Origin of the sequence: Streptomyces sp. SN-593 (assembly GCF_016756395.1) — a bacterium.
GTDB classification, from domain to species: domain Bacteria; phylum Actinomycetota; class Actinomycetes; order Streptomycetales; family Streptomycetaceae; genus Actinacidiphila; species Actinacidiphila reveromycinica.
The window spans coordinates 1477099-1488619 of record NZ_AP018365.1 but is presented as its reverse complement, the minus strand read 5'-3'; the positions used below and the strand labels follow the sequence as shown (position 1 = coordinate 1488619).

Here is an 11521-nt window from a genome sequence, read left to right as displayed (position 1 = left end):
CGCCCCTTTGTGTGCACTACCGCGTCAACCCCCTTGTGCGGAAGGTGAATCGGGCGACAGGGGTGCACGGGGGACGCGCACGTGACGTGACGGGGCGATAGGGTTACCCTGCCCGTGCTGGGTGCCCTCGACAGGGTGGGGAGAGTCATGGAACAGATAGCGATGCACAGCAGGCCAAGAGTGCCTGCCATCAACTGCGGTACTACGGCGTCCAGTGCGCGTTTGGACCGGCACCTTTCGATACTGGCCGGCCCCGCAGTGCCGCAGCGTGAGGCCGAGGAGGCCACCGTGCTGCTGCGGGAGCTGACCTCGCGTGACGCCACGCGTGTCAGGACCGACAAGGGCGCCCGGGTGTCCCTGTTCGCGCCGCTGCGCCGGCTGCGGAGGTCGCTCTTCGGCAATCACCGCTGAGTCCGCGAGCAGTTCGCGTCCGTCCTGCTGTCACCTCGGTGGTGGGGTGCATGCGGCCGTCCTCCCCAGCGGCCGCAGCCCGACCACCGCACGCGCGGTCACACGCGCGGTCACAGCAGGGCGAACTGCCCGTCCGGGCCCTCCTCGTGGTGTTCCAGCACCGAGGCCGGCCTCCGCCTGGCCGCGGGCACCGGAAGGACCCCGGCCGCCCGCAGCGCCGCCGCGCCGGCCGCACCCGCCCTGTCGACCCCCTCGGCTGCCGACCGCGCCGTGAAGTCCGCCACCTCCTCCCGGAGACCGGCCAGCAGCGTCAGCACGCCGATCAGCTCCAGGAGTTCCGAGGTCGTCGCCCGCGTCCAGGCGGCCGGGCGCAGGGCCTCCAGCGAGCCGGGCTCGCCGGGCGCGGTCCGCCGCCCGTACCACGCCTCCAGCACCCGCACGCCGCCCGCGGTGGCCTCCCACGCCTCGGGCGCCACCGGAGCCACCTGGCCGGTTCCGACCCACAGGGCGCGCTCCTGCGGGTCGTACCGCAGGTCGTCCGGCCGGGGCCGTTCGGGCAGCGCCGCACGGACGTAGGGGCGGCTGCCCCCGGGAGGCCGCAGCCGGGACGCGTCGCGGCCCTGCCCGGGGTCGGCGCAGCGGGCGCCCCGGGTGTGCAGCCACAGCGACCTGCGGCCCAGGGCCGTCCCCTCCTGCCACTGGTCCAGGTCGCGGGGGAGCGGCACCTCGCAGCCCCGGTGGCCGGGGCGGGCCGCGGCGGCAATCCAGGCGAGGGTGTCCTCGGCGGTGACGCCGGTGTCCAGGCGGGAGGCGAGCCAACCGGTCAGGCCCGGGGCGAGGTTGGGGTCGCGGCCGCCGGGGCGCCGGTACAGCGGCCGGATCAGCGCGGGCCTGCCGGCCGGCGAACGCCCGTCGGGAAGCAGCGCGCTGAAGGTCACCACGGCCTCCGCGGTGTCCGGCAGCGGGCTGTGTTCGACGGCGAAGAGCTGCCGGTCGTCGGCGATCCGCCACAACTCGGGCCGGGCCACGTCGATCAGCCGGTGGTCGGGTATCAGCCACTGCTGGTCGAACGGCCCGTGCTGGACGCGGACCGGCTCCGGGCAGCGGCCGGCCTCGCGGGCGATCGCGGTGGTGGGAGTGGGGTGGCCGGGGAGCTGGCCGACCGGGGTGTGCGGGCCCCGGGCCCGGGTCGGGCGCAGCAACGCGTTTCTGGTGGCCTCGTCCGGCGCGGTGGTGAGGAGCGTCCAGCGGGCCCGCAGGCAGGCGGGTTCGGACGCCATCGGCCAGCCGCGGCCGATGCGCAGCGGGCGCACCGACCAGGGCATCAGGTCGTGCAGCAAAGGCGCGTCATCGCTCACCACACGCATGCTACTGACGCCCGTCAGGGTGCCTCCATCGTCACGGTGAAGGAGAACCTGTCGCCGCGGTAGTGGATGCGGACCACGTCCACGGCCCTGCCGGTCTCGTCGTAGGTCACGCCGGTGCAGTGCAGGATCGGGCTGAGCAGCGGCACCCGGAGCAGGCGGGCGGTGCCGGGGTCGGCGAGCCCGGCCTCCAGGGTGTCGGTGATGCGGCTGATCCGCACCCCCAGCACGTCGCGCAGGATCTTCGTCATCGGCCAGCGTTCGAGGTCGGCGGGGTCGATGCGGGCGGCGAGTTCGGGACGGACGTGGTTCTCCGCCCAGTTGGAGGGTTCGCCGGACTCGTCGTGGCGCAGCCGCCGGAAGCGGACGGCCTCGGTCAGGTCCGGGAAGTGCTCGGCCGCCTCGGGCGGCAGGGGAGCGGGGCCGTGGGCCAGGACCGTGGTACGTCCCCCGGACTGCTGGGCGACGACGGCGTCCACCGAGCCGAGCAGGCGTACCGGCGCCCCGCGCAGCGCGGTCGGTTCGATGAAGGTGCCGCGCCTGCGGTGCCGGGATATCAGCCCCTCGGCCTCCAGCTCCTTCAGCGCCTGGCGCATGGTCAGCACGCTCACCCCGTAGTGCGCGGCGAGGTCCTCCTCGGTGGGCAGCCGCAGCGGGGCGTCCGGCCGCCGGCCCAGTATCGAGGCGCGCAGGGACTGCGAGACCTGGTACCACAGCGGCAGCCTGCGGTTGAGCACCAGGGAGTCGGGGGCGAAGGCGTTCACCGGCGTCACGGGCGGAAGTTCCTCCGCAGGCCCTCCCACACCGCGTCGTACCCCTCCTGCCGGTGCCCGGCGCCCAGGGCGAACCCGGTCGGCACCACCGGCCAGCGCGTCTCGAACATGAACGCCAGGCCGTCGTCGACCTTCTGCGGGCGCAGCTCGGCGGTGCTGGCCCGGTCGAACGTCGTGTGGTCCGGTCCGTGCGCGGACATCATGTTGTGCAGCGAGGCGCCGCCGGGGACGAAGCCCTCGGCCTTCGCGTCGTAGGCGCCCTCGACCAGTCCCATGAACTCCGACATCACGTTCCGATGGAAGTACGGGGGGCGGAAGGTGTCCTCGCCGACCAGCCAGCGGGGGGCGAACACCACGAAGTCCGCGCCCGCGAGCCCCGGGGTGTCCGAGGGGGAGGTGAGGACGGTGAAGATGGACGGGTCGGGGTGGTCGTAGCTGATCGAGCCCAGGACGTTGAAGCGGTGCAGGTCGTAGAGGTAGGGCACGTGGTTGCCGTGCCAGGCGACGACGTCGAGGGGTGAGTGGTCGTAGACGGCGGCCCACAGGTTGCCGCCGAACTTGTTGACGACCTCGGTGTCCTCCTCCCGGTCCTCGTAGGCGGCGACCGGGGCGAGGAAGTCCCGCGCGTTGGCCAGGCCGTTGGCGCCGATCGGGCCGAGGTCCGGGAGCTGGAAGGGGCGGCCGTAGTTCTCGCACACGTAGCCCCGGGCGGTCGGCCCGAGGAGTTCCACGCGGAAGCGGACCCCGCGCGGGACGAGCGCGACGTGGCCCGGGTCGGCGCGCAGCACGCCCAGTTCGGTGCGCAGCAGCAGGGCGCCCTCCTGGGGGACGATCAGGAACTCGCCGTCGGCCGAGGAGAACACCCGGCGGTCCATCGAGGCGTTGGCCGCGTACCAGTGGATGCCGATGCCCTCGCGGCGCAGCACGTCGCCGTTGCCGCCCACGGTGACCAGGCCCTGGACGAAGTCCGTGGGCTCGTCGGGCAGCGGCAGGGGGCCCCAGCGCAGGCGGTTGGGGTCGGGCTCCACGTCGTGGAACGGCGCGCTGCGCAACGCCCCGTTCGGCACCCGGTGGAACGGGGGGTGAGCGGCGGACGGGCGGATGCGGTAGAGCCAGCTGCGGTGGTTGTGCGCCCGGGGCTCGGTGAAAGCGGTGCCGCTGAGCTGCTCGGCGTACAGCCCGAGCGGCGCGCGCTGCGGGGCGTTGCGCCCCACGGGGAGGGCGCCCGGTACGGCCTCCGTGCTGTGCTCGTTGCCGAACCCCGGCTGGTAGCCGAGGTCCCTGCCCTCGTCGCCGTGCCCGGCGTCCCGCAGCTCCATGCTCCACTCCCCGCTCGCCATCGTGATTCCTATGCTGGGCCATAGGAATCGTGGCGGCAAGCCTCATGGCGGTGCCTGTGGGGCGGTTGTGGCGGACGGGGCGGGCCGGGTCGGCCGAGGGGCGGACGGATGGGGCGGTCGGGCCGGGTCGGCCGAGGGGGCGCGGACCGGCTGGACCGGCGGGGGTGCGGTGCGCGGGTGCCGGGGCGGTGGACCGGCCTTGGCTAGGGTGGAGTGAGCAGCAGGCGGGCCCGTTCGAGCGGCGGGCGGGGCGGGAGGTGCGATGCCGCGGCCAGGGACCGGACCCGCCGCGCCCGGGCCGGAGTCCGCGCGCGGCGCGCTGCGCCGCGTCCCCGTCCAGCGCCGCAGCGCCGAGCGCCTCTCGCGCATCCTCGACGCCTGTGCCCGGGAACTCGACGAGGTCGGCTACGAGCGGTTGAGCACGCGGGCGGTGGCGGCGCGGGCGGGGGTGCCGATCGGTTCCGTCTACCGCTTCTTCTCCGACAAGCGCGCCATGGCCGACGCGTTGGGCCGCCGCAACCTCGACGAGTTCCTCGACCGCACGGCGGCGCGGCTGGCGGGACCGGGCACCGGGGCGGACTGGCGTGCCGCGGTCGACGTGCTGGTCGACGAGTACACCGCCATGAAGCGGACCGCGCCCGGGTTCGCGCTGGTGGAGTTCAGCGCCCCGGGCGAGACCAACCAGGACCTCGCCGACCGGCTGCCGGAACTGCTCGGCGACCGCCTCACCGCCGACCCGGCGGACCCGCGGTTGCGGCTGGCCCTGACCGTCGCCGTGGAAGCCGCCGACGCCGCGCTGCAACTCGCCTTCCGGACCGGCCAAATGGGTGATTCGCGCGTCATCGCCGAAGTGAAAGTGCTGGTCAGGGCCTATCTCGGGACTGTGCTCGAATAACGAACCCGCATTCGAAGGGTGGCGGCGCATACCGGCGGGTAGGTCGTTGTCGGAGCCGCTCGGCACCGGTCGGACGGGATCGACGGGACCGGCGAGCGCGGTGCGGGTGGCCACCGATCACATGGGCGCGCCCCAGGGCGGCGGGGCGAGCACTGGTCACATAAAACTATCGACGCTAGTTTAGGCGTCGCAGGCGAAGCGCGATCCGGAGGGCGGCAGCGTGGACGGCAGGACGGGTACGGCAGGCGGTGGCGCGCGCGTCCACCGGGGACGCGACGCGCTGTACGTGGACGGCGGCTGGCGGCCCGCGGTGGCCGAGGGGCGGATCGACGTGGTCGATCCGGCGACCGAGCAGGTCATCGCCCATGTCCCGGCGGGGGACGCCAGGGACGTGGACGCGGCGGTGCGGGCGGCCCGGCGGGCGCTGCCCGGCTGGGCGTCGACCGAACCCGCGAAGCGGGCGGCGGTGCTGGCCGCGGCGGCGGAGCTGATGGCCGGGCGGCGCGACGAGATCGCGGCGACGGTCACCGCCGAACTCGGCGCGCCGCCCGCCTTCGCCACCGCGGTGCACGCGGACATGCCCACTTCGGTGATGGCGTCGTTCGCCGCCCTCGCCGCCGAGCACCCCTTCGAGGAGCGCATCGGCAACTCCCGGGTGCTGCACGAACCCGTGGGCGTGGTCGGAGCCATCACGCCGTGGAACTACCCGCTGCACCAGGTGGTGGCCAAGGTGGCACCCGCGCTCGCCGCGGGCTGCACCGTGGTCCTCAAGCCCGCGGAGGACACCCCGCTGGTCGCCCAGCTTGTGGCGGAGGTGCTGGACGCCGCCGGCCTGCCCGCGGGGGTGTTCAACCTGGTCACCGGGCTCGGCCCGGTCGCGGGCCAGGCGCTCGCGGAGCACCCGGACGTCGACTTGGTGTCGTTCACCGGCTCCACCGCGGTCGGCCGGCAGATCGGCGCGGCGGCCGGCGGGGCGGTCAAGCGGGTGGCGCTCGAACTCGGCGGCAAGTCGGCGAACGTGATCCTGCCCGGCGCGGACCTGGCCCGCGCGGTGAACGTCGGCGTGGCGAACGTCTTCGCCAACTCCGGCCAGACGTGCAGCGCCTGGACCCGGATGCTGGTGGACGCGGCCCGGTACGAAGAGGCGGTCGGGCTGGCCGCGACCGCCGCCGCGAAGTACGTGCCCGGCGGTCGGCTGGGTCCGGTGGTCAGCGCGAAGCAGCGGGACAGGGTCCGCGGCTACATCGAGAAGGGCGTCGAGGAAGGCGCGAGGATCGTGGCCGGCGGGCCCGAGGCACCCGAGGGCCTCGCCACCGGGTACTACGTGCGCCCCACCGTCTTCGCCGACGTGGCACCGGAGATGACGATCGCCCAGGAGGAGATCTTCGGCCCCGTCGTGGCGCTCATACCCTACGAGGACGAGGAGGACGCGCTGCGGATCGCCAACGGCACGGTCTACGGGCTGGCCGGAGCGGTGTGGGGCGCGGACGAGGCACAGGCGGTGGCGTTCGCCCGACGCATGGACACCGGCCAGGTGGACATCAACGGCGGCCGGTTCAACCCGCGGGCCCCCTTCGGCGGGTACAAGCAGTCCGGGGTCGGGCGCGAGCTGGGCCCGCACGGCCTGGCCGAGTACCTCCAGACCAAGTCGCTTCAGTTCTGACCCCCCATCCACCGCGAGAAGTCCAGGAGTGACCGTGGTCCGCGCCGCCGTACTGCCCGCAGTGAACGCCCCGTTGCAGGTCACCGACATCGAGCTGCCGTCGCCCGGGCCGGGACAGGTGCGGGTGCGGCTCGCGGCGGCCGGGGTGTGCCACTCCGACCTGTCGCTGTCCAACGGCACCCTGCGGCAGCCCGTGCCGGCGGTGCTCGGCCACGAGGGCGCGGGCACCGTGGCGGAGGTGGGCGAGGGCGTCACCCACGTGGCGGTCGGCGACGAGGTGGTGCTGAACTGGGCGCCCGCCTGCGGGAGCTGCCACTTCTGCGGGTTGGCCGAGCCGTGGCTGTGCGCGAACGCGGGCGCGGCGGCGGCAGCGCCGTACGCGAGGCTGGCGGCCGACGGGAGCGAGCTGTACCCGGGGTTGGGCACCGCGGTGTTCGCCGAGGAGACGGTGGTGGCGGCGAACGCGGTGCTGCCGCTGCCCGCGGGGGTGCCGTTGGGCGACGCGGCGCTGCTCGGGTGCGCCGTGCTGACCGGTTACGGTGCGGTGCACCACGTGGCGGGGGTGCGGCCCGGGGAGTCGGTCGCGGTGTACGGAGTGGGCGGGGTCGGTCTGGCCGTGCTGCAGTCGGCCAGGATCGCCGGGGCGGAGCGGATCATCGCGGTCGACGTGGCACCGGGCAAGGAGGAACTGGCCAGGGCGGCGGGTGCCACGGACTTCGTGGTCGCGGGCGAGGACACCGCCAAGCGGGTCCGCAAGCTGACCGGCGGCCACGGCGCGGACGCGGCGGTGGAGTGCGTGGGCCGGGCCGAGACGATCCGCACGGCATGGTCGTCCACCCGGAGGGGCGGCCGGACCGCGGTCGTCGGCATCGGCGGGCAGGACCAGCAGGTGAGTTTCTCCGCGCTGGAACTCTTCTACTTCGGCCGCACGTTGTCCGGTTGCGTGTACGGCAACTGCGACCCGGCGAAGGATCTCCCCGTCCTCGCCGGGCACGCACGCGAAGGGCGGCTCGACCTGTCCGCACTGGTCACCGACCGCATCGGTCTCGACGGCATACCGGATGCCTTCGAGGCGATGACCGCCGGACGCGGTGGCCGGGCCCTGGTGGTGTTCTGACCGGCCGCCGCGGACCGGATCGCCGCGGTCCGGATCGCCGCGGTCCGGATCGCCGCGGACCGGCCGGGCCGGACCGGCGCGGGTCAGGGCGAGGGTTGGGCGACCTGGGCCAGCCACCGTTCGTGGGCGCCGTCGAAGGGCCCGGAGCCCTCGCCGATCACGTTCATCAGCCAGGACGCGGACTGGACGGCGGAGCGGATGACGTCGGCGGGGTAGCCGTACTGCACCTGGTGCTCGGCGAACTCGTCCTCGTCGACCAGGATCGGTAGGCGGGTGCCGCGGCGGCGCAGGACGTCGAGGTCGAGGTCGACCATGGTCACCTCGTTCGTGGCCGGCCAGTGCGGCGGGGTGGTGATGTCGCAGTAGATCTCGGTCCGGTGCGGCGCGGCGTTGAAGGTGGCGGTCCACCACGCGTCGGTGGGGAAGAGGATGATGTGGGCCTCGGGAAGGGTCATGGTCAGGTCGTAGCCCTTGCGCGTGGTGCTGTCCGCGGGGAGGCCGAGCCACGTGCCGTGCTCGTCCTCGCCGAGCCTGCGCATCCGCAGGTTCCAGTGCAACGAGCCGTCGTACTTGGTGTAGTTGACCTGGACGAGATCATCGGCGGTGCCGTCGAAAGCGGGCATGCGGGTCATCCTGTCACCCGGGGTGCGGCGGGCTCAGCGGAATTGGAGTGCCAGTCCGTCGATCAGCGCACGCAGGCCGGTTTCGAACGCCGCCTCGTCGATCCGCTCGCGGCGGCCGGCCAGCAGGTGGGCCTGGCCGAGGTGCGGGTAGTCGGCCGGGTCGTACGCCTGCGGGTCGCCGACGAAGCCGGCGGCGAAGGAGCCGAGCGCCGAGCCCGTGACGAAGTAGCGCATCAGCGCGCCGATCCGGGTCGCCTGGGCGGCGGGCCAGCCGGCCTCGACCATGGCGCCGAACACCGCGTCGGCCATCCGCAGGCCGGCCGGCCGCAGCCCGGGGCCGGTGGCGAGGAAGGGCACGATGTGCGGGTGCTCGGTCAGCGCGGCACGGTAGGAGCGGGCCCAGGCCAGCAGGGCGGCGCGCCAGTCCGGCGGGCCCTCGGGCGCGGGGGCGAACATCGACAGGTCGACCTGGCCGATGACCGTGTCGGCGGCCGCGTCGAGGATCGCCTCCTTGGTGGCGAAGTGGTTGTACAGGGACGGCCCGCTGACCCCGAGTTCCGCCGCGAGCCGACGGGTGGACAGCGCGGCGAGGCCCTCCTCGTCGATGAGGGCGAGCGCCGTCGTCACGATGCGGTCGCGGCTGAGCAGGGGCTTGCGGGGGCGGGCCATGCGGCACATAGTAGAGGCTGCCGACCAAAAACTAGCGCCGGTAGTTTAGGGAAGTCCAGAAGGGCCGGGTGACCGCGGTGGACCTTGAGCTGTCCGAGGAACAGGCTGCCGTGAAGGCGCTGGCCAGGGACTTCGCGGATCGGGAGATCGTTCCGCACGCCGCCGCGTGGGACCGGGCGGAGGGCGTGGACCGCGGGATCGTGAAGAAGCTCGGCTCGCTCGGCTTCCTCGGCCTGACCATCGGCGAGGAGTACGGTGGCTCGGGTGGCGACCACCTCGCGTACTGCCTGGTCACCGAGGAACTGGGGCGCGGGGACTCCGCGGTGCGCGGGATCGTGTCGGTCTCGCTCGGCCTTGTCGCCAAGTCGATAGCGCACTGGGGGAGCGGGGCCCAGAAGCGGGCGTGGCTGCCGCGGCTGACGGCCGGCGACGCGATCGGCTGCTTCGGCCTCACCGAGCCCGGGACCGGGTCGGACGCCGCCAATCTCACCACCCGCGCGGTGCGCGACGGCGACGGGTACGTGATCACCGGCAGCAAGATGTTCATCACCAACGGGACCTGGGCCGACGTGGTGCTGCTCTTCGCGCGCACCGGCGGGGAGGGGCACCGGGGGGTGAGCGCGTTCCTCGTGCCGGCCGACGCCCCGGGCCTGACCCGCCGGGAGGTGCACGGCAAGCTCGGCCTGCGCGGCCAGGCCACGGCCGAGCTGGTGCTCGACGCGGTGCGGGTCCCGGCCGACGCGATGCTCGGGCCCGAGGGCAAGGGCTTCTCCGTCGCCATGTCCGCGCTCGCCAAGGGACGGATGTCGGTGGCGGCCGGGTGCGTCGGGATCGCGCAGGCGTGTCTGGAGGCGGCCACCGGCTACGCCGGGCAGCGCGAGCAGTTCGGGGTGCCGATCGCCCGGCACCAGCTCGTCCAGGAGATGATCGCCGACATCGCCGTGGACGTGGACGCCGCCCGGCTGCTCACCTGGCGCGTCGCCGACCTCATCGACCGCGGGCGGCCCTTCGCCACCGAGTCGTCGGTCGCCAAGCTCTACGCCAGCGAGGCCGCGGTGCGCTGCGCCAACAACGCGCTCCAGGTGTTCGGCGGTTACGGCTACATCGACGAGTACCCGGCGGGAAAGCTGCTGCGCGACGCGCGGGTGATGACGCTGTACGAAGGCACCAGCCAGATACACAAGCTGCTGATCGGGCGGGCGCTGACCGGAATCTCCGCGTTCTAGGCACTGCCTGCCCGCGCGCCCCGGCGCGCCCGGGCCGCGCGCCCCGCCGGCGGGGACGGCCCCTGCACGCCCCCGCCTCCCGAGCTTCGGCTAAGCGCTTGCTCACCCGTGACGGTAGGGTGTGGCCCTGTCGACCACATGGGTGTGACGGGTGTGAGGAGCGTGCGATGACGGCTGCGGAGGCGGCAACCGGCGAGGCGTGGGGTGACATCACCCCCGACGCCGCGAGGCGGCTGGTGATCGCCGCGGTCGAGGCGTTCGCGGAGCGCGGCTACCACGCCACCACCACCCGGGACATCGCCGGACGGGCCGGGATGAGCCCCGCCGCGCTCTACATCCACTACAAGACCAAGGAGGAGCTGCTCTACCAGATCAGCAAGGTCGGCCACCACCGCTCGCTGGCCATGCTGGAGGAGGCCCGCGACGCCGAGGGCGCACCGGCCGAACGCCTCGCGGCGGCGGTCCGCGTCTTCGTCCGCTGGCACGCCGAGCACCACACCACCGGCCGCATCGTGCAGTACGAACTCGGTGCCCTCGCCCCCGAGCACTACCGCGAGATCGTCGTGCTGCGCCGCCGGAGCGAGGACGCGATCCGGACGATTGTCAAGGACGGCGTGACGACCGGCGAGTTCGACGTGCCCGACGTCTCCGGCACCACGCTCGCGGTGCTGTCGCTCTGCATCGACGTGGCGCGCTGGTTCAGCCCGGACGGCAGCCGCACGCCCGACGAGGTCGGGACCCTGTACGCCGGGCTCGTGCTGCGGATGGTCCGCCGGATCGACTGAGCAGTCGCCATGTCGACACGGTCACCCGTCGCCGCGCACGACGACCCGGTACGCCGGTACACCGATGTGTCGATACGCCGATACGCCGCCCGACCTGCCGCGCCGACCCGCCGCGCCTGCCCGCGAGCCGCGCCACGTCGGCGCCGCTCAGAGGTAGAACCGCGACACCGTCTCCGCCACGCACACCGGCTTCTCGCCGCCCTCGCGCTCGACCGTCACCTGGGTGACGAGTTGGACGCCGCCGCCCGCCTCCGACACGTCGGCGACCGTCGCGGTGGCCCGCAGCCGCGACCCCACCGGCACGGGCGCGGGGAAGCGGACCTTGTTCACGCCGTAGTTGACGCCCATCCGGACCCCTTCGACGCGGAACAGCCGCGGGGTCAGCGACGGGATCAGCGAGAGCGTGAGGAAGCCGTGCGCGATGGTGGTGTGGAAGGGGCCCTGCGCCGCCCGTTCGGGGTCGACGTGGATCCACTGGTGGTCACCGGTCGCCTCGGCGAACCGGTCGATCCGCTCCTGCTCGACCTCGATCCAGTCCGACCAGCCGAGCTGCTCGCCGACGGCGGCGCGCAACTCGTCGAGCGAGGCGAAGACGCGGGGCTGCGGCATGGCGGTGACCTCCTGGGGTGCGGCTGTCCAAGCGCTTGCTCAGGAT

12 protein-coding genes are annotated in these 11521 nt (G+C 73.8%); 6 read left to right on the top strand and 6 right to left on the bottom strand.

The genetic code is table 11. The annotated features are described in order from the left end of the window. Positions 1-147 precede the first annotated feature (147 nt). A complete protein-coding gene (locus RVR_RS06305; RefSeq protein ID WP_202232899.1) occupies positions 148-411 on the top strand; it encodes a hypothetical protein in 264 nt (87 codons plus the stop codon). A gap of 110 nt (positions 412-521) precedes the next feature. Here the strand turns inward: RVR_RS06305 and RVR_RS06300 are convergent, their stop codons facing one another. Genes RVR_RS06300 through hmgA form a run of 3 tightly spaced genes read right to left on the bottom strand, consistent with a single transcriptional unit; the run spans position 522 to position 3867 of the window. Continuing rightward, a complete protein-coding gene (locus RVR_RS06300) occupies positions 522-1778 on the bottom strand; it encodes a type ISP restriction/modification enzyme (protein WP_202232898.1) in 1257 nt (418 codons plus the stop codon). Positions 1779-1792: 14 nt separating this feature from the next. Beyond that, positions 1793-2539, bottom strand: coding sequence for a GntR family transcriptional regulator (locus RVR_RS06295; RefSeq protein ID WP_202238427.1), 747 nt, complete (start codon positions 2537-2539; stop codon positions 1793-1795). Between the two features lie 5 nt (positions 2540-2544). Further along, entirely contained in the window at positions 2545-3867 is a 1323-nt protein-coding gene (hmgA, locus tag RVR_RS06290; protein WP_202238426.1) for a homogentisate 1,2-dioxygenase, read from the bottom strand. A 283-nt stretch (positions 3868-4150) separates the two neighbouring features. On the opposite strand from hmgA, the gene RVR_RS06285 reads away from it, so the two are divergent. From RVR_RS06285 to RVR_RS06275, 3 genes are all read left to right on the top strand, one after another. Beyond that, complete coding sequence (locus tag RVR_RS06285; protein WP_202232897.1) at positions 4151-4783, top strand: TetR/AcrR family transcriptional regulator; 633 nt, start codon at positions 4151-4153, stop codon at positions 4781-4783. 280 nt (positions 4784-5063) lie between these two features. Beyond that, positions 5064-6446: an aldehyde dehydrogenase family protein gene (locus RVR_RS06280; RefSeq protein WP_202238425.1), complete on the top strand. Its 1383-nt coding sequence runs from the start codon at positions 5064-5066 to the stop codon at positions 6444-6446. Between the two features lie 34 nt (positions 6447-6480). After that, positions 6481-7563 (top strand): zinc-binding dehydrogenase, encoded by a 1083-nt coding sequence (locus tag RVR_RS06275; RefSeq protein WP_202238424.1) that lies wholly within the window; start codon positions 6481-6483, stop codon positions 7561-7563. Positions 7564-7646: 83 nt separating this feature from the next. On the opposite strand, the gene RVR_RS06270 is transcribed toward RVR_RS06275, so the two are convergent. After that, on the bottom strand, positions 7647-8186 hold the full coding sequence (locus tag RVR_RS06270) for a DUF402 domain-containing protein (RefSeq protein ID WP_202232896.1): 540 nt from the start codon (positions 8184-8186) through the stop codon (positions 7647-7649). A gap of 33 nt (positions 8187-8219) precedes the next feature. Continuing rightward, the gene (locus RVR_RS06265; RefSeq protein WP_202232895.1) at positions 8220-8864 is read right to left on the bottom strand and encodes a TetR/AcrR family transcriptional regulator; all 645 of its coding nucleotides are present in this window, start codon (positions 8862-8864) and stop codon (positions 8220-8222) included. Between the two features lie 68 nt (positions 8865-8932). Here RVR_RS06265 and RVR_RS06260 point away from each other — a divergent pair, with 68 nt between their 5' ends. Both RVR_RS06260 and RVR_RS06255 read left to right on the top strand, forming a co-directional pair. Beyond that, positions 8933-10081, top strand: a complete 1149-nt coding sequence (locus tag RVR_RS06260) for an acyl-CoA dehydrogenase family protein (protein WP_202238423.1) — start codon at positions 8933-8935, stop codon at positions 10079-10081. A 167-nt stretch (positions 10082-10248) separates the two neighbouring features. Continuing rightward, entirely contained in the window at positions 10249-10866 is a 618-nt protein-coding gene (locus RVR_RS06255; RefSeq protein WP_202232894.1) for a TetR/AcrR family transcriptional regulator, read from the top strand. Positions 10867-11013: 147 nt separating this feature from the next. Here RVR_RS06255 and RVR_RS06250 read toward each other — a convergent pair whose 3' ends face one another. Further along, positions 11014-11475 (bottom strand): MaoC family dehydratase, encoded by a 462-nt coding sequence (locus RVR_RS06250; RefSeq protein ID WP_202232893.1) that lies wholly within the window; start codon positions 11473-11475, stop codon positions 11014-11016. Positions 11476-11521 lie beyond the last annotated feature (46 nt).